Consider the following 26,602-nt stretch of genomic DNA (forward strand, 5'->3'; position numbering starts at 1 on the left):
CGCGCTTTTGCCGCGTAACAGGCAAACCTCCGTTGTGTCGCTCAATATACGTTTATGTACTTTTCCGCCCAGAGAAGCTCTGCGGGAGGTCGACGTCGATGAGCCGGAGCACCGCGGATTCCGCATCCTCCGCCACCCTGCCGACCCCGAAGGAGCGGCGCAGGTTGCGCGAGGCCCTCGCCCTGAGCGAGGAGCAGGTCGCCGAGGCCATGGGCGTCACGAAGGCCACGGTCAAGTCATGGGAGACCGGGCGCTCGGCACCCCGGGGCCGCAAACGCGAGGCGTACGCGAAACTGCTCGGCACGCACGAGCCGGACGCCGACGGGCAGCCGCCCGTGCCGACGGAGACCCAGGCGCAGTCACCCGTACGGACGCAGGCGCAGGCAGACGCGCAGGCGCAGCAACCACAGCACCAGCCACAGGCGCAGGCACACGCGCAGCCACAGGCGCAGGCCGGCAACGTCCGGCCCAAGGCCGCCGCCGAGCGGGCCGCCGAGCCGCCGAAGGCCCCCGCCCCCTCCCCGGCCGTCTCTCCCGGCCCCGCCCGTGAAGGCCCCCCGAATCCGCAGGAGCGGCTGAAACCGGCAGGGACGGCGGAAGCTGCCCCGCCCGTCCCCGCGCGGCCCCCCGCCGTACCGGGACTCACCCCCGAGGAGGCCTTCGACGCGCTGTACGCGCACGCGGCGCACGGTCTCGTCCACCAGACGTATCTGCTGACCGGCCGACGGCGGCTCTCCCGCGAGTCCGTCGAGTACGCCTTCCACCACGCCTGGGAGCACTGGCCCGAGGTCGCCGTCGACGCGGACCCGGTGGGCTGGGTGCGGGCGACGGCGTACGAGTACGCGCTCTCCCCGTGGCACCGGATGCGCCGGGCCCACAAGCACCCCGACTCCCCACCCACCGAGGCGAACCGGCGGGCGGTGCTCACCGCGCTCCTCGAACTGCCGCCGGCGTACCGCCGTACCGTCCTGCTCTACGACGGGCTCGGCCTCGATCTGCCGGAGACGGCCGCCGAGACCGAGGCGAGCACCCCCGCGGCCGCCAACCGGCTGCTGCACGCCCGTACGGTCCTCGGGAAGCGGGTCCCGGAGCTCGCCGAGCCGGAGGCCCTGCACCGGCGGCTCAGCGCGCTCGTCACGGAGGCGCCGACGGCGACCCTCCCGGCGGCCCGCGTGGTCCGGACGGGCAGCGAACGCCGGACCCGGACCTGGACGCGCGCGGTGCTGGGGGTGACGGCGGTCCTCATCTGCGTCACGGGCTTCGCGGCGGCGACGGCGCCGACGCACTACATCCCGGTCAACGTCCCCGGCGAGACCGTCAACGGCGTCCCCGTGCGCGGTGGCCCTCAGAAGCTCCGCCCGGAGGACCTGGAGCTCCGCGACATACTGCGCTCGGAGCCCAACCCGGGCCCGGAGCGGCTGGTCCCGGCCGCCGAGTAACCGCCGCCGTACGCGAGAGGGCCCCGCCCTCGCCCGGGTGACCGGGCGGGGGCGGGGCCCTCTCGTACAGCTACTGACGAAGTCAGCCGGCGAGGATCGCGCGCGCCAGCTTGGCCGTCTCGGTCGGCGTCTTGCCGACCTTGACGCCCGCGGCCTCAAGGGCCTCCTTCTTCGCCTGGGCGGTGCCGGAGGAGCCGGAGACGATGGCGCCGGCGTGGCCCATGGTCTTGCCCTCGGGCGCGGTGAAGCCCGCGACGTAGCCGACGACCGGCTTGGTGACGTTGGCCTTGATGAAGTCGGCCGCACGCTCCTCGGCGTCGCCGCCGATCTCACCGATCATGACGATCAGGTCGGTGTCGGGGTCCGCCTCGAACGCCGCGAGGGCGTCGATGTGCGTGGTGCCGATGACCGGGTCGCCACCGATGCCGACGGCGGACGAGAAGCCGATGTCACGGAGCTCGTACATCATCTGGTACGTCAGCGTGCCGGACTTCGAGACCAGGCCGATGCGGCCCGGCTTCGTGATGTCGCCCGGGATGATGCCGGCGTTGGACTGGCCCGGGGTGATGAGACCGGGGCAGTTCGGGCCGATGATGCGGGTCTTGTTGCCCTTCGCCTGCGCGTACGCCCAGAAGGCGGCGGAGTCGTGGACCGCGATGCCCTCGGTGATGACGACGGCCAGCGGGATCTCGGCGTCGATCGCCTCGACCACGGCGGCCTTCGCGAACGCCGGCGGCACGAAGAGGACCGAGACGTTGGCGCCGGTCTCCTTCATCGCCTCGGCGACGGAGCCGAAGACCGGGACCTCGGTGCCGTCGAAGTCGACGGACGTGCCGGCCTTGCGCGGGTTCACGCCACCGACGATGTTGGTGCCGTCACCCAGCATGAGCTTGGTGTGCTTCATGCCCGTGGCACCGGTCATGCCCTGGACGATGACCTTGCTGTCCTTGGTCAGGAAGATAGCCATGGTGTTCTGACCTCGTCCCTTACTTCGCAGCCGCGAGCTCGGCGGCCTTGTCGGCCGCGCCGTCCATGGTGTCCACGCGCTGCACGAGCGGGTGGTTCGCGTCCGACAGGATCTTGCGACCCAGCTCCGCGTTGTTGCCGTCGAGGCGCACGACCAGCGGCTTGGTGACCTCTTCGCCCTTGGAGGCGAGGAGCTCCAGGGCCTGGACGATGCCGTTGGCGACCTCGTCACAGGCGGTGATGCCACCGAAGACGTTGACGAACACGGACTTGACGTCCGGGTCGCCCAGGATGATCTCCAGGCCGTTCGCCATGACCTCGGCGGAGGCGCCGCCACCGATGTCGAGGAAGTTGGCCGGCTTCACGCCGCCGTGGTTCTCACCGGCGTACGCGACGACGTCCAGGGTCGACATGACCAGACCGGCACCGTTACCGATGATGCCGACCTCGCCCTCGAGCTTGACGTAGTTGAGGTTCTTGGCCTTGGCGGCAGCCTCGAGCGGGTTGGCTGCGGCCTTGTCCTCGAGCGCCTCGTGGTCGGGCTGACGGAAGTCGGCGTTCTCGTCGAGAGACACCTTGCCGTCCAGGGCCAGGATGCGGCCGTCCTTGGTCTTCACCAGCGGGTTGACCTCGACGAGGAGCGCGTCCTCGGCGACGAAGGTCTTCCACAGGGTCACCAGGGCCTCGGCGACGCCCTCGGCCACATCGGCCGGGAACTTCGCCAGGGCCACGATCTCGCGGGCCTTCTCGATGCTCACGCCGTCGACGGCGTTGACCGGGACCTTCGCGAGGGCCTCGGGGGTCTTCTCCGCGACCTCCTCGATGTCCATGCCGCCCTGCACCGACGCCATCGCGAGGAAGGTGCGGTTGGTGCGGTCGAGGAGGTACGAGACGTAGTACTCCGCCTCGATCTCCGGGGACAGCTCGGCGATCATCACCTTGTGGACCGTGTGGCCCTTGATGTCCATCCCGAGGATGTCCGTCGCGCGGGCGACGGCCTCGTCCGCGTCGCCGGCCAGCTTGACGCCGCCGGCCTTGCCGCGGCCACCGACCTTCACCTGGGCCTTGACGACGGACTTGCCGCCGAGGCGCTCGGTCGCGGCGCGCGCGGCCTCAGGCGTGTCGATGACTTCACCGGCCAGCACCGGTACTCCGTGCTTGGCGAAGAGATCCCTCGCCTGGTACTCGAACAGGTCCACGCGCGTCCGTCCCTTTTCTGATGATCGCGGTTCGTTGTCTGCGTGGGCGTGCCGCGAAGGGCAACGTGACTGCACTGTCACAAGGGAGGCGCACACGGTGACCGTGGACGCGGCATGTCCGTCTCGCAGGTTATCGCCGAGGGACGTGGGTCCCTAAATCGCAGATCCCAACAGAGCGGTGATACGGGTCACAGGCTGTAGGGGCCACGGGGTCGCACGCAGGGGGTGCGCCGTGGCGGAGCACGGCCCGCGCGGCAGGCGGGGCTTGGCCTCCCGCCTTCTCACGACGCGCCGGGAACGTGGGTGAGGGCCGTTCGGAGACGTGTGTGATATGGGACTCAGTGAGGTCCGGGACACCCGTGCGGGTGGTCCCGCGACGACGAATTCCGTACCCGCGGCGCCGGCCGGACGGGAGCTGCCCGGCGGGTCCCGTCGCGTCGGGCCGGTCAGGCCGGTCGGGCCGGTCAGGCCGGTCAGGCCGCGGGGATCGGCAGCGGGCGCTTCTCCAGGGCGGCGGCCATGATCTCCGGGAACAGGTCGGGGGTACAGGCGAAGGCCGGGGCGCCGAGCGCGGCGAGTGCCGCCGCGTGGTCACGGTCGTACGCCGGGGCGCCCTCGTCGGAGAGGGCGAGCAGCGCGACGAACTGGACACCGGAGGCCTTCATGGCCGCGACCCGCTTCAGCATCTCGTCGCGGATGCCCCCCTCGTACAGATCGCTGATGAGGACGACGACGGTGTCGGCGGGGCGGGTGATCTTCGACTGGCAGTGGGCGAGGGCGCGGTTGATGTCGGTGCCGCCGCCGAGCTGGGTGCCGAAGAGGACGTCGACGGGGTCGTCGAGCCGGTCGGTCAGGTCGACGACGGCGGTGTCGAAGACGACGAGCCGGGTGGCGATCGACCGCATGGAGGCGAGCACCGCGCCGAAGACGGAGGCGTGGACGACCGAGGCGGCCATGGAGCCGGACTGGTCGACGCAGAGCACGACCTCCTTCCGTATCGCCCGCGAGGCACGCCCGTGGCCGATCAGCCGCTCGGGGACGACCGTGCGGTGCTCGGGCAGATAGTTCTTGAGGTTGGCGCGGATCGTGCGGTCCCAGTCGATGTCCCGGTGGCGGGGCCGGCCGATCCGGGCGGAGCGGTCGAGGGCGCCGGTGAGGGTCGCGCGGGTGCGGGAGGCGAGGCGCTTCTCCAGGTCGTCGACGACCTTGCGGACGACGGCCCGCGCAGTCTCCCTGGTCGTCTCGGGCATGGCCTTGTGGAGGGAGAGCAGGGTGCCGACGAGGTGGACGTCCGCCTCGACGGCCTCCAGCATCTCCGGCTCCAGGAGGAGGGTGGCGAGGCCGAGTCGGTCGATCGCGTCGCGCTGCATGACCTGGACGACGGAGCTGGGGAAGTACGTGCGGATGTCGCCGAGCCAGCGGGCGACGGAGGGCGCCGAGGCGCCCAGTCCGGCCGAGCGGTCCCGGCCGGCCCGGTCGCCGCCCTGGGTCTTACCGCCGTAGAGCGCGGTGAGCGCTCCGTCCATGGCGGCGTCGGTGCCGGTGAGGGCGCGGCCGGTGCCGTCGGCCTCGCCTCCGCCGAGGACGAGACGCCAGCGGCGCAGCCGCTCGTCGTCGCTCCCCGACGCGTGAAGGGTGGTCGCGCCGGTGGTCGTGGCGCTGCTCGTGCCGGTGGTCGTCCCTGTATTCACGGCACTGCTCGTGCCGGTGGTCGTGCCTGTGCTCATACGAGGGCCTCCGTGCCGAGGACGAGGTGGAGGAGGGGCAGCACTGCGTCCGCCCGCTCCCGGTCGGTCGTGGCGCCGAAGCCGGGGACACCGGGGGCGGTGTGCCCGGGGCCTTCTGCCTTGGGACCCCGGGCGACCAGCTCGCCGAGCGTGCGGCGTACGCCCGACTCGTACCCGGAGAAGGTGCGGCGCAGCAGCGGCAGCACATCGGTGAACGCCTCGGCCCGGACGCCCGTGAGCCAGTCGTCGAGCAGGCCGAGGAGCCGCTCGTCGTGGACCAGGAGCAGTCCGCCGCCCGAGGCCCCGCCGGCGAAGCCGTCTATCCAGGCGGCGGCGTCGGCGGGCGGGGTGCCGGGCGAGAGGGCGCGGCTCATGAGGAGGGCGGCCTCGTCGTCGGCGATCCGGCCCTCGTCGAGGAGGAGCCGGGCGGCCCGGCCCCTGAGGACGCCCGGGATCCGGTCGCGGTCGGCGAGACGGCGCAGGACGCCCGCCCAGCGGTCGGTCAGCCCGGCCGCTCCGGGGAGCAGTCCGAGGGCCTGGTGGACCTCGTCGATCCGCTCGCGCATGGCGGCGGCCGCGTCGGCGCCGAGTCCGGCGCAGGCGGGTGGCAGGCCGACGCAGATCCGTTCGGCGAGGCCGGCGGCGACCTCGGCGAGGGCCGCCGTCCCGGTGCCGCGGACATCGCCGTAGCGCAGGGAGCGGGCGAGGGCCGGGAGCGCCTGGGCGAGGTGGGCGACGTCGGTGTCGAGCGCGGCCCGGTCGGCGAGCGCCCGCATGACGACGGGGAGCGCGTCGGTGAGACCGGCGAGGAGGCACTGCTCGGCGAGGGCGGTGATGTCGGCGAGGGCGGTCGCCCCGAGGGCTCGGGAGCGGGCCCGGGCGGTGGCGGCGGCCTCGACGGTGGTGCCCCAGACGCCGGCCTCGGCGACCTGGACGTACAGCTCGGGTTCCCAGCTCAGCCGCCAGGTCTCCCGGAAGGTGCCGGTGCCGGAGCGGCCGGTGGCCGGTTCGCCCCAGCCGACGCCGAGGAGCCGCAGCCGGTGCAGCAGCCGGCTCCGCTCCCCGTCCATGTCCTTGCGGAGGTCGAGTTCGAGGTCGCGCTCGGTGGCCTCGGGCTTGAGGCGCAGGGTGCGCTGGCGGCGGGTCAGATCGCGCTGGAGGGGTACGGCGGGGGCGCCGGCCGGGACCTCGCCGAGGACGTCGCCGACGACGAGGCGGTCCCGGACGAGGTCGAGCGGCACGTCGGAGCCCTCGCAGAGGACGGCGCGGACGGCGTCGGTCGTCTCGTCGAGGCCGGGGAGCGGCCTGCCGCGCAGGGCGGCGAGGGTCTCGGCGAGCCGGGCGGCCTCGATGACATGGGCGGTGGAGACGAGGTGGTCCTCGGCCCTGAGGAGTCCGGCGACCTTGGTCATCCAGCGCTCGACGGGCCGGTCGGGGACGGCGAAGAGGTGCGCGTACCAGCCGGGCGAGTCGATCCCGGCGCCGTATCCCGAGCGGCGGGCGAGCCTGCGGTGGGTCCAGGGGACCCAGGTCATCTCGGTCTTCACCTTGGGCAGGCCCTTGAGCAGGGCCCGGTCGGCGGCGACGGTGGTCCTCCGGGTGAGGGCGGGGACGTGCCAGGCGCCGCAGACGACGGCGACGGCATCGCCGAACTCCTTGCGGGCGGCGCGGAGCTGGAGCCGCATGTGGGCCTCGCGGACGAGGTCGCGGGGGTGGCCGCCGTGTCCGTACGCCTCGCGGAGCGCGCCCATGGCCTCGGCGAGGGCCTCGAAGGGGGCGGTGGGGTCGTCGTCACCGCGCAGTTCGACGACGTCCTCCCACCAGCGCTCGGCGTCCTCGTATCCGGCGGCCCCGGCGAGTTCGGCGACCGGGTCGATCCGCAGGCCGCCGCCGGAGACCTCGTCCTCCCCGTCGTCCCAGGTGGGGTCGAGGGCGGCGAGGGTGTGGGCGGCGGGCAGGTCGATGAAGCGGACCTCGGCGCCCCGGTCGAGGGCCCAGCGGATCGCGACCCACTCGGGCGAGAACGCCGCCATCGGCCAGAACGAGGCCCGCCCGGGGTCGTCCACGGCGTGGGCGAGCAGCGCGACCGGTGGCCGCATGCCGGGGTCCCCGGCGAGCGCCACGAGCGCGTCGGCCTCGGCGGGCCCTTCGACGAGCACGACGGCGGGCTTGGCCGCCTCCAGCGCGGCCCGCACCCCGCGCGCGGACCCGGGCCCGTGGTGCCGGACCCCGAGCACGAGCGGCCCGTCGAGGAGACCGCCCGCGGCCTTGGGTGCGGGTGCGGATTCGGGTGTGGATTCGAATGTGAGCGCGGGTGTGGGTGTGGATTCGGGTGTGGGCGTGGGTGCGGGTGCGGATTCTGGTGCGGGCGTAGAGGTAGGCCTGGAGGTGGGTGTGGGCGTCATACGCTCACCTCGCGGCAGGCGCGGTAGAAGTCCTTCCAGTCGTCTCTCTCCCTGACCACCGTCTCCAGGTACTCCTGCCAGACCACCCGGTCGGCCGCCGGGTCGCGGACGACCGCGCCGAGGATGCCCGCCGCGATGTCGGCCGGGCGCAGGACGCCGTCACCGAAGTGGGCGGCGAGGGCGAGGCCGCCCGTGACGACGGAGATGGCCTCGGCCGTGGAGAGCGTGCCCGAGGGCGACTTGACCCGGGTCCTTCCGTCGGTGGTGACCCCGTCCCGCAGTTCGCGGAAGACGGTGACGACCCGGCGGATCTCGGCGACGCCGTCCGGGAGGACCGGCAGTTCGAGGGAGCGACCGAGCTGCTCGACGCGGCGGGCGACGATGTCGACCTCGGCCTCGGGGGTGGCGGGCAGCGGCAGGACCACCGTGTTGAAGCGACGACGCAGTGCGCTGGAGAGTTCGTTGACGCCCCGGTCGCGGTCGTTGGCCGTGGCGATCAGGTTGAAGCCGGGCACCGCCTGCACCTCCTGCCCCAGTTCGGGAAGGGGCAGGGTCTTCTCGGACAGGATCGTGATGAGCGTGTCCTGCACGTCGGCGGGGATGCGGGTGAGCTCCTCCACGCGCGCGGTCATGCCCTGCGCCATCGCCCGCATCACGGGGCTCGGCACGAGGGCGTCCCTGCTGGGGCCGTGGGCGAGGAGCCGGGCGTAGTTCCAGCCGTACCGGACGGCCTCCTCGGGGGTGCCTGCGGTGCCCTGGACGAGGAGGGTGGAGTCGCCGCTGACGGCGGCGGCGAGGTGCTCGGAGACCCAGGTCTTGGCGGTGCCGGGCACCCCGAGCAGGAGCAGCGCCCGGTCGGTGGCGAGCGTGGTGACGGCGACCTCCACGATGCGGCGCGGTCCCACGTACTTGGGGGTGATCACCGTCCCGTCGGGGAGGGTGCCGCCGAGGAGGTAGGTGGCGACGGCCCACGGCGAGAGGCGCCAGCGGGCGGGGCGGGGCCGGTCGTCGGCCGCGGCGAGCGCGGCGAGTTCGTCGGCGAAGGCGTGCTCCGCGTGCGGTCGCAGGACCTCGGTCACGGCCTGCGACTGCCCCGGTCCGGTGTCCGTCTCGACACCGGAACCGGGCTGCGCGATGGTTTCGGGCACGGGCATGGATCCCCCTCCAGATCGTTCGACCTGCTGTGGATCCACCGTGCACCATGCCACTGACAATCGGATGTCACCGCTGGTCAGGGGCTGTTGGAGGGGTGGTGAAGGGGTGATGGAGGGTCAGCCCTCCATCACGACGGGGCGATGGGGCGACGGGGCGACTCAGCCCACGACCGGGGAGACGGCGACGCAGCCCCCGGCCATCGCCTGCTCGGCCTTGGCCTCCTTGATGACCTTGCCCTGGTAGATGATCTTGCACGTGAGGTCGGCCGGGGCGAGCGAGATCGGCATGACGGCCGGCGGCATGACGCCCTTCAGTGTCACCGTCTTCTTCCACGGCGCGGTCGGCTTCTTCTCCGACGCGACCTTCGGCGCCATCGCGGTGCCGTCACCCGCGTGGTAGTCGATGGACTCGATGCCCTTGCCGGTGACTTCGTACGTGACCTCGTAGGACTCGTTCACGGACTTGTCGACCTGGTCGACGGCCTTCTCGGCGGCCTCGGAGCAGGCGCCGAGGCCGAGAGCGAGACCGGCGACGGCGAGGGCCGAGACGGCGGTGCGGGCGGTGCGCTTCATGCGGGGTCCCCTGGACGGTCGTGGTGGATCAGTGGGTCCCGCGCAGAGAATCGTAAAGGGAGAGTAAAGTCAAATCCCCTCACGGCCTCCCCTGGCGAGCCCGAACAGCCCCCGAACAGCCTCCGGACAACCCCCGGGGCATCCCCCGGGCATCCCGTGAACACCCAGGCCAGGAGCGTTGTCAGTGGCGGCCTCTACCGTCGGTGACATGAATGCCATGGGGGTGCGCTGGACGGCTGATCAGGTGCTGGCACTGGCTCCTGACGACGCCTCGCGCAGAGCGGGAAGCAAGCTCGGCACGGCCGGGCCGTGGTCGGGCACGGGTCGCGGCGAGGGCGCCGTCTGGGGCCGCTGCAAGGGCAGCGGCCGCGTGCCGTACCGGACGGTCGTCGACACCACGGGGCCCGCTTACCTGTGCGAATGCCCCAGCCGTAAGTTCCCGTGCAAGCACGCGCTCGGCCTGCTGCTCCTCCAGGCCTCGGACGGGGCGGCGATCGAGGAGGCCGCCGCCCCCGACTGGGCCGGGCAGTGGCTCACGGCACGACGCGGGCACGCCGAGAGCGCGGTACGGAAGTCCGGGGGCGGGGCCGCCGGAGGCCCGGCGGATCCCGAGGCGGCACGCCGCCGGGCCGAGCGCAGAGCCGCCCGGATCACCTCGGGCGCCGAGGAGTTGGAGCAGCGGCTCGCCGACCTGCTGCGCGGCGGCCTCGCGGCGGCCGAGCAGCCGGGGTACGGACTGTGGGAGGAGACGGCTGCCCGGATGGTCGACGCCCAGGCGCCGGGACTCGCGGGCCGGGTCCGGGAGTTGGGCGCGATACCGGGCTCGGGGCCCGGCTGGCCGGTGCGGCTCCTGGAGGAGTGCGCGCTGACCCATCTCCTCGACCGGGCCTGGCTCGGCGTCGACCGGCTGCCCGCGCCCTTCGCGACGACCGTTCGGACCCGGATCGGCCTGACCGCCCCGGCCGAAGGCGTCCCGGTGCGCGACCACTGGCTGGTGCTCGCGCAGTACGACGCGGCCGACGCCCGACTGACCACCCGGCGCATCTGGCTGCACGGCACGACGAGCGGGCGCACGGCGCTCCTGCTGTCCTTCGGCGCGGCGGGGAGGGCTCCTCGACTGGCGCTCCCCGTGGGCGCGGTGCTCGACGGCGAGCTGACCCCGCACGCGGGCTCCGGCCGGCTGCGGGCGGAGCCGGGCGAGCAGTTCGTCCCGGTCGAGGGCCCCGCCGCCCCGCCACCGGGCGGACCTGTCGGCGCGGCCCTCGACGCGTACGGGCGCGCGCTGCGCGAGGACCCCTGGCTGGACTCCTGGCCCGTGACGCTGAGCGCGGTCGTCCCCGCGCGCGCGGAGTACGGCTGGCAGCTCGCCGACGCCGACGGCCGCGAGGCCCTGCCGTTGACGCCCGCCGCCCAGTCCCGGCCCGGACTCTGGCGCCTGGTCGCCCTGTCCGGCGGAGCCCCGGTCACGGTCTTCGGAGAGTGCGGGCACCGGGGATTCACCCCGCTCGCCGCCTGGTCACCGGAGACCCCGGGAGAGACGGTCCCCCTCATATGACCCCCGCCGATCACATACGGCCCGCCCGGAGGATCTCCATGGAGACGGACACGACGATCCCGACGGCCGGCGCTGTTCTCGCGGAGGACGGCTTCTGGGAGGAGCTCGTCACCTCGGCGCTGCTCGGTACGGACCGGCGGGCGCCCGCCGGGCTCGCCGTCGCGCCGGGCGGTGACCTGCCGGGCGCTTTGCTCGACGCCGCCGCGCTCCACACCGTACGACGCAGGGCAGGGCTGCGCCCCGGGCCCGCCGTGACGCCGCCGGAGCGCGCGCCCGAGGATCCCCGTGGACCGCTCCCCGGGGCGGCGCGGCGGCGGCTCGACCAGTTGCTCGCCGGCCGGGCCGCGCCCTCGCCCGCCGGGCGGCGCGGGGCCGCTCCGGACCTCGCCGAACTGCTCCCGCAGTGGCTGGCCCTCGCCAACGAGCTCGGGTACAAGGCCCCGGCGGCCGCCCTGCCCGCCCTTCTCGACGCGGCCCGGGCCCGCACCGATCTGCGGCCCCAGGCACTCCAGCTGGCCGGGCCGCGCGGCCTGTGGCTGGCCCGGCTCAACCCCGAGTGGAGGTTCGCCCTCCGGGGTGCGGGCGCGGGCGGCTCCCTCCCGGACCCCGGGGACCGGGAGGCTGTGCGCGCGCTCTGGGACGAGGGTCTGTTCGCCGAGCGGGTCGCCCTGCTCGCCGCCGTACGGACCCGGGATCCGGCGGCCGGTCTCGCCCTCCTCGCGTCCACCTGGACCACCGAGCGGGCGGAGGACCGGTTGATGTTCCTGGACTCGCTGCGGGCCGGGCTCTCCGGCGCGGACGAGGAGTTCCTGGAGGCGGCCCTCGGCGACCGCAGCCGCAATGTGCGGGCCACCGCCGCCGAACTGCTGTCCGCACTGCCTTCCTCGGCGCTCGCGGGCCGGATGGCGGGCCGGGCGGTCACCTGTGTCGGCCTCGACCGGACGGCGGAGTCGCCCACGATCATCGTGGAGGCCCCGCACGAGTGCGACACCGGCATGCAGCGCGACGGCCTCGCGGCGACGCCCCCTGCGGGCAGGGGCGAGCGGTCCTGGTGGCTGGGCCAGCTCGTCGAGGCCGCACCGCTGTCCTGCTGGCCGCGCAGGTTCGGGGGGCGCGACCCGGAGGAGATCGTGGCGCTGCCGGTCGCCGACGACTGGCAGGGAGAACTGCACGCGGCCTGGTGCCGGGCGGCCGTACGGCAGCGGGACGCGGCCTGGTCGCGTGCGCTGCTCGGCTCCCCGGCGACCCCGCCCGCGACCGGCCCCGGCACCTCGTCGCTGGCCGAGCGGGCCCAGCTCCTGTCGACGCTGCCCCAGGAGGAACGGGCGCTCTGGGTCGCCTCGTTCATCGCGGCCCACGGCATGTCGGAGGCCTTCCAGCTGCTCGGCGTCTGTGAGGTGCCGTGGGCGGAGCCGCTCGGCGGGGCGGTGATCGACGCCCTCGACATCGCGCGGGAGGCGGGCAGCTACCCCTGGAGCTTCAGCGGGGTGATGGGTCTCGCGGAGCGCTGCCTCGCCCCGGAGGCGGCCCGGCAGCTGGAGTCCCTGACGGCCCGGCCGGACGAGGCGGAAGACGTCTCCCCCGGTGCGGGCGGCTACTGGTCCGAGGCCTTCCAGCGCCTGGTCTCCACGCTCCGGCTCCGCGAGGCGATGAGAGCCGAACTCACGGAACCGGCGCTGTAGACCGGGTGGACAACCGTGGACCGGGTGGACCGGGTGGGGTGAGTGGGGTGAGTGGGCCGGGGCGACCGCCTGGGCAGAGCGGACCGGCCGTCCCACGGCACACCGAAGGGCCCTCCCCTAAAGGAGGGCCCCGACGGCGTGAGGTGGACGAACCGGACTACGCGGCCACGCGCACGTTCGCGTTCACCCAGTCGACGATGGACGTCGTCGTCGCGCCCGGCGTGAAGATCTCCGCCACGCCCTTCTCCTTCAGAGGCGCGATGTCCCCGTCCGGGATGATGCCGCCACCGAAGACCTTGATGTCCTCCGCGTCGCGGTCCTTGAGGAGCTCCAGGACCTTCACGAACAGCGTGTTGTGCGCGCCCGAGAGGATCGAGAGACCGATCGCGTCGGCGTCCTCCTGGATCGCGGTGTCGACGATCTGCTCGGGCGTCTGGTGGAGTCCGGTGTAGATGACCTCCATACCGGCGTCGCGGAGTGCCCGCGCGATCACCTTGGCCCCGCGATCGTGGCCGTCGAGACCCGGCTTGGCTACCACCACGCGGATCGGACCGGTCACACCCATCACTGCCTCCACATGCGACCCCCGCGCCTGTTTGCCGGGGAGGTGAACGAACGTTATCGCCAGCATCTCGCAACCGCCCGTTTCGCGGTGGCGAGCGAGGGGGAAATCACACGTGGGACATGTTCGCTCTGCGCCGGACCCCGCTTTCGGGCCCTCCTCCTGGGCCCACCAGCCGCAAGCGGGGCACGGACGCAAAGGGAGCCGCGACGAGGTCGCCGCGTCCCCGTGCCGCCGTCCGTGCGGCGCGGGGACGCGGCGTACCGGCGTACCGTCCGGCCCCGCGCACCGTTCGGGAGGCCGGCCATGGAGCTCACCAAGGTCACCACCCTGATGAAGGCCACCGCCCTGGAGCTCGCGATCCTCACCGGGCACCTCGTCCTGTACCCGTCGGGGATCGTGGCCGAGCGCCTCGCGCCCGCCGCTCCCCCGTCCGAGGTCACCCCGGGCCGGCGCCCGGTCGTCCTGCTCCACGGCTTCGTGGACAACCGCTCGGTCTTCGTCCTGCTGCGCCGCTCCCTCGTCCGCAGCGGCCGTGACTGCGTCGAGTCGCTCAACTACTCACCGCTCACCTGCGACCTGCGGGCCGCCGCCGAGCTGCTCGGCCGCCGGGTGGACGAGATCCGCGCCCGTACGGGACACGCCGAGGTCGACATCGTCGGGCACAGCCTGGGCGGGCTCATCGCCCGTTATTACGTACAGCGTCTCGGCGGTGACACCAAGGTGCGCACCCTGGTCACGCTCGGCACCCCGCACTCCGGCACGAGCATCGCCCCGCTCGCCGACGCGCACCCGCTGGTCCGGCAGATGCGGCCCGGTTCGGAGGTGCTGCGGGAGCTCGCCGGGCCCTCGCCCGGCTGCCGGACCAGGTTCGTGAGTTTCTGGAGCGATCTCGACCAGATCATGGTGCCGGTGGAGACGGCCCGTCTGGACCACCCCGACCTGTTCGTGCACAACGTCCGGGTCAGCGGAATCGGTCATCTCGCGCTTCCCGTGCACCCCACGGTGGCCACCGGGGTCCGGGAGGCGCTCGACGCGGGCGGGCCGGAGGCGCCGGGAGCGCACGAGGAAGAGCCGGGCACGACCTCCGTGGCGTGACGCTCCGGGACCGTTCTTCGAACGTTCCTCGAACACAAGGCCAAAGCTCCCTCCGCGAGCTGGCGAAACACGGCCGATTGCCCGTTTCCTACGGGCTCAAACCCTTCCGAAGATTGTCGGTTGCGCATACCGCCGGGTACAGTCGCGCCACTGCTTACCCCCGGGACACCCCTCGTCGGGCCGCCCCGGAATGGTCCTGCTGCCGAGGCGAGAGAGACGTTGGTGAACGACCAGCACCCCCACGCCGGGTACGCCGGAGACGGCGCCCACTCCACCGGCAGCTTCGCCACCGACCCCCTCTTCGGCGCCTACGCCGACGGTCAGGCCGACCACAGCGGACAGTGGAATCTCGGCGGGTACGACGCCACCGGCGGGTACGCGACGACGGGGCAGTACGACACCACGCAGTACGACACCACGGGCACGCAGTACGACACCACGGGGCAGTACGGCACCACCGGTCAGTACGACACGACCGGCCAGTGGGACACCACCGGGCAGTGGAACACCACCGGCGCCTACGACACCACCGGCACGTACGCGACCTCGGCCGGTCAGTACGAGACGACGACCGGTCAGTACGACACGACGGCCGCGCAGTACGAGACCATCACCGGCCAGTACGAGACGCCCCCCCCGTACGACGCCGCCGCGCAGTACGAGGCCGCCCCCTCGTACGACACCACCGGCCAGTGGGACGCCTCCGCCTGGACCGAGGCCCAGCACACCGGCCAGTACGAGACCCTCCACTCCGGCGCCTACGCCGCCCAGGGGGCGTACGGCTACGAGGCCTACGACGCCACCGGCCAGTGGGCCGCCCCCGCGTTCGCGACCGACACCGGCGCCTACGACGCGACCGCGTGGAACCAGGCGGCCCCCGAGGCCGATCCGGTCGTCCCCCAGCAGTACACCCCGGGCCCCGAGCACACCGCGGAGTTCGCGTTCGAGTACGTCCCCGAGACCGAGGCGGCCACCGCCGAGGCCCTCGCGGACCCGGACGACACCGAGTCCGCCCACGACCTCGACGCCGGCCTCGACGAACACGACCGCGACCACGACGGTGACGTCGACGACCGTCACGACGTCCGCGCCGACGACCTCGACGACCAGCCCGCCGTCGAGGTCCGTACCGACTCCCCCGTCGCCGGCCGCCCCGTACGCCGCTCCTCCGCCGGCAGCCGCGGCCGTCGCCGTACCCCCGCCAAGCGGTCCGCGCTGCTGACCGTCGCCGTCCCCTCCGCCTGCGTCATGGGAGTCGCCGGCATCGCCGCCGCCTCCGTCGGCGGACTCACCGGACCCGTCGGCGACAGCGGGAAGAAGGACGACACGACCGCGCTCGCCGCCGCCGACCCGTCCTCCGTCAAACAGGTCGCCGCCAACAACGCGCTCGACACGCAGCTCGCCGCGCTCAGCGCCGACGCCCGCGACTTCGGCGACCGCGCCAGCCGCACCCAGGAACGCATCGACCTCAAGGCCCGCCAGGCGGCCGACAAGAAGAAGCGCGAGGAGGAGGCGGCCCGCAAGGAGGCGCTGCGTCCCAAGTTCATGCTGCCGGTGGAACTCCACCGGCTCAGCGCGCGCTTCGGCCAGTCCGGCGTCAACTGGATGTCCGTGCACACCGGCATCGACTTCCCCGTGCAGACCGGCACCCCCGTGATGGCCGCGACGGACGGCACCGTCCGCACCCAGATCAACAGCGCCTACGGCAACATGGTGATCGTGACCGCCCCGGACGGCACCGAGACCTGGTACTGCCACCTCAGCAGCGCCAAGATCCGCTACGGCCAGGTGAAGGCCGGCGACGTCATCGCGTACTCCGGCGACACGGGCAACTCCACCGGCCCGCACCTGCACTTCGAGGTCCGGCCGGGCGGCGGTTACGCGATCGACCCGCTGGCCTGGCTGCGCAGCCACGGTCTCGACCCGACCAGCTGACCTCACCCCTCACCTCTCACCGACGAGAGCGGGCCCCGGCTTCCTCGGCCGGGGCCCGCTCTCGTACGCCGTCTCCGCGGCTACAGCTTCTCGACCGGCGCGTACCGCAGCAGCAGCCGCTTCGGCTTCTCGTCGCCGAAGTCGATCGTCGCCTGGGCGTCCGCGCCCGCACCGGTCACCGTCATGACCGTGCCGAGTCCGAACTGGTCGTGCGTGACCCGGTCACCGACCTGCAGGGAGATCACCGGCTTCTCCCCGGCACGCCGGGTGGCGAAGCCCGAGGGACCGGAGCGCGAGCGGGACGAGGAGAGCGAGGAGGTGATCCCCGAGGTCGGCCCGGCGGGCTTCGCCATCGGACCGGTCCGCTTCCACTCCAGGTACGCGGGCGGGATCTCCTCCAGGAAGCGCGAGGCCGGGTTGTACGAGGGCTGGCCCCAGGCACTGCGCATCGACGAGCGCGTGAGGTAGAGCCGCTCCCGCGCGCGCGTGATGCCCACGTACGCGAGGCGCCGCTCCTCCTCCAGCTCCTTCGCCTGCCCGAGGGCGCGCATGTGCGGGAAGACGCCGTCCTCCATGCCCGTCAGGAACACGACCGGGAACTCGAGGCCCTTGGCGGTGTGCAGGGTCATCAGGGTGATGACGCCCCGGCCCTCCTCGTCCTCGTCCGGGATCTGGTCGGAGTCGGCGACGAGCGCGACCTTCTCCAGGAACTCGGCGAGGGTCGCGGGCTCCTCTCCGCGCTCCTGCTCGAACTCCAGGGCCACGGCGGCGAGTTCCTGGAGGTTCTCGATCCGGGTCTCGTCCTGCGGGTCGGTCGAGGCCTGGAGCTCGGCCAGATAGCCGGTGCGCTCCAGGACGGCCTCCAGGACGACGGCGGGGCCCGCGCCGGACTCGACGACGGTACGCAGCTCGTCCATCAGCGCGTTGAAGCGCTTGACGGCGTTCGCCGAGCGCGCGGCCATGCCGTACGCCTCGTCGACCCGCTTGAGGGCCTGCGGGAAGGTGATCTTCTCGCGCAGCGAGAGGGCGTCGATCATCGCCTCGGCGCGCTCGCCGATGCCCCGCTTGGGGACGTTGAGGATGCGGCGCAGCGGGACGTTGTCCTCGGGGTTGGCGAGGACGCGCAGGTACGCGAGGACGTCCCGGACCTCCTTGCGCTCGTAGAAGCGCACGCCGCCGACGACCTTGTAGGGCAGTCCGACGCGGATGAAGATCTCTTCGAAGACACGGGACTGGGCGTTGGTCCGGTAGAAGACGGCGACGTCCCCGGCCTTGGCCTCGCCCGCGTCCGTGAGCCGGTCGATCTCGTCGGCGACGAACTGGGCCTCGTCGTGCTCGGTGTCGGCGACGTAGCCGGTGATCTGCGAACCGGCGCCCGCGTTCGTCCAGAGGTTCTTGGGGCGGCGGGACTCGTTGCGCTCGATGACGGCGTTCGCGGCGGAGAGGATCGTCTGCGTGGAGCGGTAGTTCTGCTCCAGGAGGATCGTCGTCGCGTCCGGGTAGTCCTCCTCGAACTGGAGGATGTTGCGGATGGTCGCGCCGCGGAAGGCGTAGATCGACTGGTCGGCGTCACCGACGACGCACAGCTCGGCCGGGCCGAGGTCCTCGTAGCCGGTGCCGACGAGCTCCCGCACGAGGGTGTACTGGGCGTGGTTGGTGTCCTGGTACTCGTCGACGAGCACGTGACGGAAGCGGCGGCGGTAGTGCTCCGCGACGTCGGGGAACGCCTGCAGCAGATGGACCGTCGTCATGATGATGTCGTCGAAGTCCAGGGCGTTGGCCTCGCGCAGCCGCGCCTGGTACATCCGGTACGCCTCGGCGAGCGTCTTCTCGAAGCCGTCGACGGCCTGGTCGGCGAAGCTCTCCTCGTCGATCAGCTCGTTCTTGAGGTTCGAGATCTTGGCACTGAACGACTTCGGCGGGAACTTCTTCGGGTCGAGGTCCAGGTCACGGCAGACCAGGGACATCAGCCGCTTGGAGTCGGCGGCGTCGTAGATCGAGAAGGAGGAGGTGAAGCCGAGCCTCTTCGACTCGCGGCGCAGGATGCGGACGCACGCGCTGTGGAAGGTCATCACCCACATCGCGTTGGCGCGCGGCCCGACGAGCTGCTCGACGCGCTCCTTCATCTCGCCGGCGGCCTTGTTCGTGAAGGTGATCGCCAGTATCTGGCCGGGGTGCACGTGCCGTGAGCCCAGGAGGTGGGCGATGCGGTGGGTGAGCACCCGGGTCTTGCCGGATCCCGCACCGGCGACGATGAGCAGCGGGGTGTCGGTGTGGACGACGGCGGCGCGCTGCTGCTCGTTCAGCCCGTCCAGGAGCGCGGCGGTGTCCACGACGGGGCGGGGGGCGCCGTCGCGGTAGTGCGTGTCCCGGGCGGGCGGAGGCACGTCGAAGTGCTCCCCGAAGAGGTCGTGCGGGACGTCCTCCACGGCCGGGGAGCCGTGCTCGTCGTCCTCGGGGTGGGGCGGGGGCTCCTCCGAGGAGTGGTTCTGGAGGCCGGCCAGGAAGCTGTCGTCAAAGAGGCTGCTCATCGCCTCACGAGTCTAGGACGCCCCACCGACATCCGGGCCCGCCTTCGGGACCCGCCTTCCTCGGCGGCCTGCGGAACCGGTCACACCCCCGGGTCCGGACCCGTTCCCGGAGGGGTCGCGGGTCACGTCCGGCAGGTCACGTCCAGAGGGTCGCGATGAAGATGTTCGCCATGGTCAGACCGCCGACGGCGGCGAAGAGACCCTTGTCGACCTTCTCCTCGTCGCGCTTCACGTAGACCAGGCCGAGGATCACGACGAGGATCCCGAGCTTGATGCCGATCTTGAGGTTGTTGACGCTCTGGTCGTCCGCCTGGTTCAGGCCGACCAGCGCGATTCCGGTGACCAGCATGGTCAGCGCGCCGTGCAGCATGGCGGGGCTGAAGCGGGCCGTACCGGCCCCCATCGCCTTCATCTGGGTGAGGAATCCGCCCAGCAGGGAGGCGATACCGATGATGTGCAGGGCGACGAAGACATTGATGAGTACGTCCATGGGCCGGAGCCTAACCGGGGCCCTAGCACCGCCCTCCGGCCGGGTCCACCCGCTCCGGCACTTCGGTCGGACGATCGTCGGAAAGCCCCCGGGCCCGTCACCCCGGGCGAAAGACATCGGTCGACGACCGTCAACTGTCATCAATAGCGGTCATCCCACCGCCCGGCGGTGACCCCAGGTTTAGCGTCCTGGAGCAGGTGACCGGCTCCCCACCACCACCGGCGATCCGGCGGTTGTCGGTCACCCCCGCCGAGAAAACCCGGCGGCGGGCCGTCTCCCCTGTGACGGCCCGTCGTCGGCCCGGCGGGCCCGCCCCTCGGACAGAGGATGTGACCCGCCCTCGTGGCAGCACACCGAAAACCCAAGCAGTCGCCCCTCGGTGGTCAGGCGGGCCGCACCGCCGCCACACTCGCCCTCGCCTCCGCCGCGACCGCGACGCTTTTCGAGGGGTCCGGGCACGCGGAACCCCGCCCCACCACCGCCCAGGTCAAGGACAAGGTCGACCGGCTCTACGAAGAGGCCGAGGTCGCGACCGAGCGGTACAACGGGGCGAAGGAGAAGGCGGACGAGGCCCGCGCCGCGTTCGAGCGGCTGCGCGACGAGGCCGCCCGCAGGACCCAGCGGCTCAACACCGCGAGGGACGGGCTCGGGACCATGGCCGCCGCCCAGTACCGCTCCGGCGGCCTCGACCCCGCCGTGCAGCTCGCGCTCACCTCCGACCCCGACCGGTACCTGGAGCGGGCCGCGCTCGCCGAGAAGGCCGCGGACCGGCAGGCGGCCGCCGTCAGCGCGGTACGGCGCGAGCTCGCCGCGGTACGGCAGCTGCGCGCCGAGTCGACGGGACGCCTGGACGCGCTGCGCGGGCACGAGACGGAGCTGCGGCGACAGAAGGCGGCCGTGCTGGGCAAGCTCCAGGCGGCACGGACCCTGCTCGCCCGGCTCACCACGGAGGAACGGGCCCGGTACGAAGCGGCCGAGGCCGGCCGCGACGGCTCGGGCCACGACGGCTCGGGCACCACGGCCGGGACCAGCGGCACCGGTGGTACGGCCACGGCCGCCACCGCCACCGCCACCACGCGGGCCGACCGCTCCTCGGGCGGCGACCGCGGACCGGTGACGGCCCCGAACGCACGGGCCGCCCAGGCCGTCTCCTTCGCCCACGCCCAGCTCGGCAAGCCGTACGTGTGGGGGGCGACGGGTCCCTCCGCGTACGACTGCTCGGGCCTGACCCAGGCCGCCTGGCGCGCGGCCGGTGTCTCCCTGCCGCGCACCACGTACACCCAGATCAACGCCGGCCGGCGCGTCTCCCGGTCCCAGCTCGCCCCCGGTGACCTGATCTTCTTCTACTCCGGGATCAGCCACGTCGGGCTCTACATCGGCGGCGGCCAGATGATCCACGCCCCCCGCCCCGGCGCCCCGGTGCGGGTAGCCCCCATCGACGAGATGCCGTTCGCGGGAGCGACCCGGGTGGGATGACGGGCTCGCCCCGAACCAGCCCCATCGGCGGAGACGGCCCCGACCGGGCGGCCCGGCGCGGGTGGCCCGACCGGGCAAGCCCGGCGCAGGTTGGCCGACGAGGCAGCCCGGCGCAGGCCGCTCAGACCAGGCGGCGGGCCGTTGCCCAGCGGGTCAGCTCGTGGCGGTTGGAGAGCTGGAGCTTCCGCAGCACCGCCGAGACGTGCGACTCGACCGTCTTCACCGAGATGTAGAGCTGCTTGGCGATCTCCTTGTACGCGTACCCCCGGGCGATCAGCCGCAGCACCTCCCGCTCCCGCTGGGTCAGCCGGTCCATGTCCTCGTCCACCGGCGGCGCGTCCGTCGACGCGAAGGCGTCCAGGACGAATCCGGCGAGCCGGGGCGAGAAGACGGCGTCGCCCTCCTGGACCCGGAAGATCGAGTCGACCAGGTCGGTACCGGTGATCGTCTTGGTGACATAGCCCCGGGCACCGCCCCGGATCACCCCGATGACGTCCTCGGCCGCGTCCGAGACGGACAGGGCGAGGAAGCGGACCGGGTCGTCCGCCGCGCCCATCAGGCTCGCGCAGCGGCGCAGCACCTCGACCCCGCCGCCGCCCGGCAGGTGCACGTCGAGGAGGACGACCTCGGGGCGGGTCGCCGTGATGACGGTGACCGCCTGGTCGACGTCGGCGGCCTCGCCGACCACCTCGACGCCGGTGACCTCGGTCCGGCCGATCTCGGCCTGCACTCCCGTACGGAACATCCGGTGGTCGTCGACGAGCACCACCCGCACCCGGCGCTCCGGGCCGGCCGCCCCCGCCTCGGTTCCGGTCGCTGCTCCGGTCTCGTCGCTCATCCGTCCGCCCTCTCCATCTCAAGCTCCACTTCGGTGCCCCCGCCCGGCACGGACCGAAGCCGGGCCGTACCGCCGTTGCGCTGCATCCGGCCGATGATCGATTCTCGTACGCCCATCCGGTCCTCGGGCACCGCGTCCAGGTCGAAGCCCGGTCCCCGGTCCCGGACCGAGACGAAGACCGAGCGGCCCTCCACCTCCGCGTACACCTGCACGGCCCCACCCTCGCCACCGTACTTCGCGGCGTTGACCATCGCCTCGCGCGCGGCCTGCATCTGTGCGACCAGACCCTCGTCGAGCGGGCAGTCGCCGACGACGACCACCTCGATGGGGACCCCGTGCTGGTCCTCGACCTCGGCGGCGGACTTCTTCACCGCCTCCGCGAGGGTCTCGGGCTCCTCGTCCTTGTCCTTGCCGTTGCCCTCGGGCTTGTAGAGCCAGTTCCGCAGCTCCCGCTCCTGGGCGCGGGCGAGGCGGCGGACCTCGCCGGCGTCCTCGGCGTTGCGCTGGATCAGGGTGAGGGTGTGCAGCACCGAGTCGTGGACGTGGGCCGCCACCTCGGCGCGCTCCTGGGCGCGGATGCGCATGGTCCGCTCCTCCGTCAGGTCCTGGGACATCCGGACCAGCCAGGGGCCGGTGAGCAGGGCTATGCCGGTGAGGACCGCGACCGCCGCGGTGAGGGCCGTGCCGAGCTGGGCGACGGAGCCGCGGACCACCAGGAAGACGGCGAGGCCGGTGCCGACCAGGGCGACGCCGACGAGGGCGCGTACGAGGTGGAAGGCGCGTGTGTGGCGCCCGGGGTCGGTCCAGCTGGCCCGCCGGGCGTTGTCCGCCTGGCGCCAGACCAGGGCGACACCGCCGGAGACGAGGAGCAGGGGCCAGAGGTAGCGTCCGGACTGGTTGTCGGCGCTTATCTTCACGACGAGGGCCGCGGCGCCGAGCCCGAGCACGATGAAGGCGAAGAGCTGTCCCCGGTCGGGCTTGCGCAGTCTGCGGCGCCCTTCGGGGGTGGTCTCGAAGACGGAGCGCGGGGCGGTCCGTCCGCCGACACCGAGCGGCACGACGATCCAGAAGGCCGCGTAGATCAGAAGTCCGAGGCCGTCCAGGAAGAACATGACCAGGAAGGCCACGCGGACCCAGACGACCGGCAGCCCGAGGTGCCCGGCGAGGCCGCGTGCGACACCGCCGAGCCATCGCCCGTCGGCGCTCCGGTAGAGCTTGCGCACGGGCGGTTCGTCGGTGTCGGTGACACGAGCGGCTGCGGACATGCACCGATCGTCACACGTTCGGCACGCCCGGGACATCAGGGTCGGCCCTGAGATCGTCCCTGGTACCGCCTCGGGGAGAACGGGGCTCCGAATATCAGGGTCGGGCCAGGGTCGGCCCCGGTGCCGCTCGGCGTCACGGGCGGTCACCATGGACGCATGACGAGTTCGATGCCTTCGCAGCACGAGGCCCCGCCGCCGGCGGAGGCCGCTTCCGCCCTGCCCCTGCGGCGCTCGCGCAGCAGCAAGGTCGTGGGCGGTGTCTGCGGCGGCCTCGGCCGGTACTTCGACCTGGACCCGGTGATCTTCCGGGTGGTGGTCGGTGTGCTCGCGCTGCCGGGCGGCCTCGGGCTGATCGTCTACGGCTTCGCCTGGCTGCTGATCCCGCTCGTGGGCGAGGAGGAGAACGAGGGGCGCAGGCTGCTGACCGGCCGCGTCTCCGGCTCCACCCTGGCCGCCATATTGACCGCCCTGGTGGGCTGCGGGATCTTCCTGTCGATGCTGCACAGCGGGTCGATGATGGGCTCCGCGCTCCTGGTGGCGTTCGCGCTGTCGTCGGCGGCGCTCTGGTCGCGGCACCGGCAGGCTGGTGCCGCGGAGGCGGAGGGCCGGGAGGACTCGACGGGCGCCGCCTCGGTCGCCGTCGCCCCGCCCGAGACCAAGGCTCCGCCGCTCGTCGAGTCCCCTTCCTGGTGGAAGGACCCGATCGTCAAGGACGGCTCGACGGGCAAGCTGGCCATCGGATACCTGTGGGGGCCGCACGGCATCCTGGACAGCGACGGCCGGGTGGACGGCGAGGTCCCGAAGCCCGGCAGCCAGTGGAACGCCGGCCCCCAGGCCCCCGGGCGTCCGAAGCCCTCGATCCGGCGGAGTCCGTACTCCATCGCCGGTCTCGTCTTCCTGCTCGCGATGGCCGCGGCCGTCCTCGGCACCGCTCTCACCTGGGAGAGCCAGCCGCTGAGCACGAGCCTGCAGACCGGTCTGGTCGGGGCCCTCGCGGTGTTCGGCCTCGGCCTGGTCGTCAGCAGCTTCCTGGGCAGGACCGGGTTCGGCACGATCTTCCACACCGTGGTCACGGCGGGCCTGCTGGCCCTGGCCACAGCGGTGCCCCAACAGATCACCACGGAGTGGATCCGCGAGACCTGGAGACCGGCCTCGGTCACCGCCGTGCAGCCGCACTACGAGCTGGCCACCGGGGTCGGCACGCTCGATCTGTCGGCGCTGCCCGTCCCGGCGGGCACGACCGTGTCGACATCGGCGGAGGTGGCCGCCGGACAGCTCAAGGTGATCGTCCCCAAGGACGCGGTGGTGAAGCTCAGTGCCCAGGTGGGGCTCGGCGATCTGCAGCTGCCGGGCGAACCGCCGAACGACATCGACATCTCTCCGGACCGCGACGCGACCCGGACGCTGAACCCGCCGGCCGGGACCACCCCGGCAGGCACCCTGGACCTCACGCTGGAGGTCAGCATCGGACAGCTGGAGGTCACCCGTGCTGCTTCATGAGTTCCGCCCCGGCCGGCTCATCGTCGGCCTCACCGCCCTCACGCTCGCCGCGGTCTACGCGGGCGACGCCGCCGGGGCCTGGACGACCCCGTGGTACGCCGTGATCCCGGTGCTCTGCGGCGGTCTGGGCCTGGCAGGGCTCGTGACCTGGGTCGTCTATCGCGTGCGGCGCCGCTCGGCGAGAAGCCGGTCCAGCGACAGCACCGACGCCCCGGCCAGCAGCAGCGGCAGCCAGGCCATGAGATAGGCGAGGTCATTGCCGAGGTAGTAGGGGTTCACCTGCCAGCTCACGGTCAGCCAGAGGCTCAGCGAGATCAGCGCCCCACCGAGGGCCGCCACCCGGGCGAAGAGACCGACCAGGGTGCCGATGCCGACGGCGAGCTCCCCGAAGGCGATGGCGTACCCGAACCCGGCGGGGTTCTTGAGGGCGAGGTCGACCAGGGCGGGGATGGCCGAGCTGTCGCGGACGCCGGTCATCATCTCGCCGATGGAGCCCGTGCCGGTGTCGGCGAAGAAGGCGGAGTCGGTGAGCTTGTCGAAGGCGGCGTAGATGAACGTGACCCCGAGGAAGAGCCGCAGCGGAAGGAGGGCGTAGCGGGAGCCGAGCGCCTTCCACCGGTCGAGCCCGCCGAACCGACCGGAACCGTCCTCGCCACCCGCGCCACCGGTTCCGTCGGCCGTCCTGTCCGTCCGGTCCGCGTGTCCCGTCATCGTCGGCCACCTCTCCTCGCCCCGTACGACTGTTCGCGGAACGATTCTCCTCGTCCAGCCTGTGAACGGATACGGGAAGGGGGCCGGACGATCAGTCCACGACGTCGATCGTGACCCGGTTGGTCTCGACGCCCGCGGCCGTGACGACCGAGACCTCCACCCGGCCCGGTTCCACATCCGCCGGGAGGGGGACGGTCAGGGCCGCGTCGGTGGGGTTGGCGAAGCCGCCCGGCACCGGGACCAACGGGACGTGGGCGTGGACCGGGCCGATGCGGACCACCAGACGGGTCAGCGGCTCGGGGGCGCCGGCGCCGGGCGGGACGAAACCGCAGCCGCGGATCTCGATGTCGTCCCCCGTGCGGATCGGGGCGTCGAGGTCACCGGCCTCCCGGGACCGGACCACCGAGTGGATCGTGGGGCGGACGCCCTCGGTGCACTTCGCGGCGAGGTGCCAGGCCGCCGAGACGCCGACGAGCAGCACGAGGGACCAGGGCACCTCGGGGAGCCTGGCGGGGTCGCGGGCGAGGCCGACGGCCGCCAGGGCCAGGACGGAACCGGAGACGAGGAGGTACTGGACGTCGGCGAGGGCGGCCCGGCCGCTGTCGTCGCAGAGCAGATCGGCGGCGCGCGGGCGGTCCGCGCGGACCTTCTGGAGGCGGCGGGACACGATGCCCACCGCGACGACGAGACGGGCGGTCACAGTGACGGCCGACACCAGGGCGAGGACGGTCAGCAGACCGGCACCCCGGGCCAGACCGAAGGCGCGCGCGCCCGGCGCGAGGAAGGCCAGGAAGAGGAGGGTGTAGCCGAGGAACAGGAGCCAGCCGGCGGCGGCGGCACGGGTGGTGGAGAGCCGGTTGTCCTCGCCGATCAGCGGGGCGAGCAGACCACCGCGGGAGCGGTGGGAGTGGGCGGCGGCGCTGAGCAGGACGGCGAGGACCAGGGCGGTGCAGAGCCCGGCCGTACGGGCGACGGTCCAGCCGCTGTGCACGGCGGTGAGGGCCTGGCCGAGGAGGAGGGCGAGGACGGCGCCCCAGACCGCGGCGAGACCTCCGCGCCGTACCCGGTCGAACCAGGCCACCCCGGCCTCCCGGCCGTGCACGGCCACCGCGCGGGCGGACTGGGCGAGCTCGTCGGAGACCCACTGGCGGGCCGCGACCGGGGAATGGGCGACGGCGGCGGGGACGCCGTGCCCGGCGGCGAGCTCGTCGCGCCGTGCGAGGAAGGCGGCGACGGCGCGCCGGTGACCGGCCTGCCCGCAGTGGGCGCAGCCCCCACAGGCCGTCGCGTGCTCGCCGTACTGTCTCGCCTCTTGAACGGCCACGGTGCTCACTTCCCGAGCTCACTTCACGACACGTACCGGTGCCTCCCGAAGGGTCAACCAGCCGTTGTTTCCCCGGAATTGTGTCGCACCGGCGGCTCCCGCACCTGCCGCGTGCGCCCCGCCGGAGGGTGATTGCCGCGCCATCTCATTGACGTACAGAAGGCTGAAGCGA

At 72.9% G+C, this 26,602-nt stretch carries 20 protein-coding genes; 7 read left to right on the plus strand and 13 right to left on the minus strand.

Features of this window, described 5'->3' with window-relative positions:
• Positions 1–98 precede the first annotated feature (98 nt).
• Positions 99–1,439: a sigma factor-like helix-turn-helix DNA-binding protein gene (locus OG259_RS16660; RefSeq protein ID WP_328943003.1), complete on the plus strand. Its 1,341-nt coding sequence runs from the start codon at positions 99–101 to the stop codon at positions 1,437–1,439.
• 82 nt (positions 1,440–1,521) lie between these two features.
• Here the strand turns inward: OG259_RS16660 and sucD are convergent, their stop codons facing one another.
• From sucD to OG259_RS16690, 6 genes are all read right to left on the minus strand, one after another.
• Positions 1,522–2,406 (minus strand): succinate--CoA ligase subunit alpha, encoded by an 885-nt coding sequence (gene sucD / locus OG259_RS16665; RefSeq protein WP_189832909.1) that lies wholly within the window; start codon positions 2,404–2,406, stop codon positions 1,522–1,524.
• A 19-nt stretch (positions 2,407–2,425) separates the two neighbouring features.
• The gene (gene sucC / locus OG259_RS16670; protein WP_328943004.1) at positions 2,426–3,604 is read right to left on the minus strand and encodes an ADP-forming succinate--CoA ligase subunit beta; all 1,179 of its coding nucleotides are present in this window, start codon (positions 3,602–3,604) and stop codon (positions 2,426–2,428) included.
• A gap of 473 nt (positions 3,605–4,077) precedes the next feature.
• Positions 4,078–5,331: a VWA domain-containing protein gene (locus OG259_RS16675; protein WP_328943005.1), complete on the minus strand. Its 1,254-nt coding sequence runs from the start codon at positions 5,329–5,331 to the stop codon at positions 4,078–4,080.
• Positions 5,328–7,736 (minus strand): DUF5682 family protein, encoded by a 2,409-nt coding sequence (locus tag OG259_RS16680; protein ID WP_328943006.1) that lies wholly within the window; start codon positions 7,734–7,736, stop codon positions 5,328–5,330. Before OG259_RS16680 ends, OG259_RS16675 begins: the two co-directional genes overlap by 4 nt.
• Positions 7,733–8,890 (minus strand): ATP-binding protein, encoded by a 1,158-nt coding sequence (locus OG259_RS16685; RefSeq protein ID WP_328943007.1) that lies wholly within the window; start codon positions 8,888–8,890, stop codon positions 7,733–7,735. The genes OG259_RS16680 and OG259_RS16685 overlap by 4 nt, the downstream gene beginning before the upstream one ends.
• 159 nt (positions 8,891–9,049) lie before the next feature.
• Positions 9,050–9,463: a hypothetical protein gene (locus OG259_RS16690; RefSeq protein WP_328943008.1), complete on the minus strand. Its 414-nt coding sequence runs from the start codon at positions 9,461–9,463 to the stop codon at positions 9,050–9,052.
• Positions 9,464–9,671: 208 nt separating this feature from the next.
• On the opposite strand from OG259_RS16690, the gene OG259_RS16695 reads away from it, so the two are divergent.
• On the plus strand, positions 9,672–11,018 hold the full coding sequence (locus OG259_RS16695) for an SWIM zinc finger family protein (protein WP_328943009.1): 1,347 nt from the start codon (positions 9,672–9,674) through the stop codon (positions 11,016–11,018).
• A 38-nt stretch (positions 11,019–11,056) separates the two neighbouring features.
• Positions 11,057–12,700, plus strand: coding sequence for a DUF5691 domain-containing protein (locus OG259_RS16700; RefSeq protein WP_328943010.1), 1,644 nt, complete (start codon positions 11,057–11,059; stop codon positions 12,698–12,700).
• Between the two features lie 157 nt (positions 12,701–12,857).
• On the opposite strand, the gene OG259_RS16705 is transcribed toward OG259_RS16700, so the two are convergent.
• Positions 12,858–13,265 (minus strand): cobalamin B12-binding domain-containing protein, encoded by a 408-nt coding sequence (locus tag OG259_RS16705; protein ID WP_187623423.1) that lies wholly within the window; start codon positions 13,263–13,265, stop codon positions 12,858–12,860.
• A gap of 303 nt (positions 13,266–13,568) precedes the next feature.
• Between OG259_RS16705 and OG259_RS16710 the strand changes: the two genes are divergently transcribed.
• A complete protein-coding gene (locus OG259_RS16710) occupies positions 13,569–14,360 on the plus strand; it encodes an esterase/lipase family protein (protein ID WP_328943011.1) in 792 nt (263 codons plus the stop codon).
• A gap of 222 nt (positions 14,361–14,582) precedes the next feature.
• Entirely contained in the window at positions 14,583–16,295 is a 1,713-nt protein-coding gene (locus OG259_RS16715) for a M23 family metallopeptidase (RefSeq protein ID WP_328943012.1), read from the plus strand.
• A gap of 80 nt (positions 16,296–16,375) precedes the next feature.
• Here the strand turns inward: OG259_RS16715 and pcrA are convergent, their stop codons facing one another.
• Positions 16,376–18,826 carry a DNA helicase PcrA gene (gene pcrA, locus OG259_RS16720; RefSeq protein ID WP_328943013.1) on the minus strand — a complete coding sequence of 817 codons (2,451 nt, stop codon included), beginning with the start codon at positions 18,824–18,826 and terminating at the stop codon, positions 16,376–16,378.
• Positions 18,827–18,962: 136 nt separating this feature from the next.
• Complete coding sequence (locus OG259_RS16725) at positions 18,963–19,316, minus strand: hypothetical protein (RefSeq protein ID WP_266895593.1); 354 nt, start codon at positions 19,314–19,316, stop codon at positions 18,963–18,965.
• Between the two features lie 342 nt (positions 19,317–19,658).
• Here OG259_RS16725 and OG259_RS16730 point away from each other — a divergent pair, with 342 nt between their 5' ends.
• Positions 19,659–20,792, plus strand: a complete 1,134-nt coding sequence (locus OG259_RS16730) for a C40 family peptidase (protein ID WP_328943014.1) — start codon at positions 19,659–19,661, stop codon at positions 20,790–20,792.
• A 121-nt stretch (positions 20,793–20,913) separates the two neighbouring features.
• Here the strand turns inward: OG259_RS16730 and OG259_RS16735 are convergent, their stop codons facing one another.
• Both OG259_RS16735 and OG259_RS16740 read right to left on the minus strand, forming a co-directional pair.
• Positions 20,914–21,630: a response regulator transcription factor gene (locus OG259_RS16735; RefSeq protein ID WP_328943015.1), complete on the minus strand. Its 717-nt coding sequence runs from the start codon at positions 21,628–21,630 to the stop codon at positions 20,914–20,916.
• Entirely contained in the window at positions 21,627–22,895 is a 1,269-nt protein-coding gene (locus OG259_RS16740) for a PspC domain-containing protein (protein ID WP_328943016.1), read from the minus strand. Before OG259_RS16740 ends, OG259_RS16735 begins: the two co-directional genes overlap by 4 nt.
• Positions 22,896–23,051: 156 nt before the next feature.
• Between OG259_RS16740 and OG259_RS16745 the strand changes: the two genes are divergently transcribed.
• Entirely contained in the window at positions 23,052–24,395 is a 1,344-nt protein-coding gene (locus tag OG259_RS16745) for a PspC domain-containing protein (RefSeq protein ID WP_328943017.1), read from the plus strand.
• 156 nt (positions 24,396–24,551) lie between these two features.
• Here the strand turns inward: OG259_RS16745 and OG259_RS16750 are convergent, their stop codons facing one another.
• Positions 24,552–25,106 carry a DoxX family protein gene (locus tag OG259_RS16750; RefSeq protein ID WP_328943018.1) on the minus strand — a complete coding sequence of 185 codons (555 nt, stop codon included), beginning with the start codon at positions 25,104–25,106 and terminating at the stop codon, positions 24,552–24,554.
• 91 nt (positions 25,107–25,197) lie between these two features.
• A complete protein-coding gene (locus OG259_RS16755) occupies positions 25,198–26,430 on the minus strand; it encodes a hypothetical protein (RefSeq protein WP_328943019.1) in 1,233 nt (410 codons plus the stop codon).
• Between the last annotated feature and the right edge of the window lie 172 nt (positions 26,431–26,602).

It is taken from the genome of Streptomyces sp. NBC_00250 (assembly GCF_036192275.1).
Classification (GTDB): Bacteria; Actinomycetota; Actinomycetes; order Streptomycetales; family Streptomycetaceae; genus Streptomyces.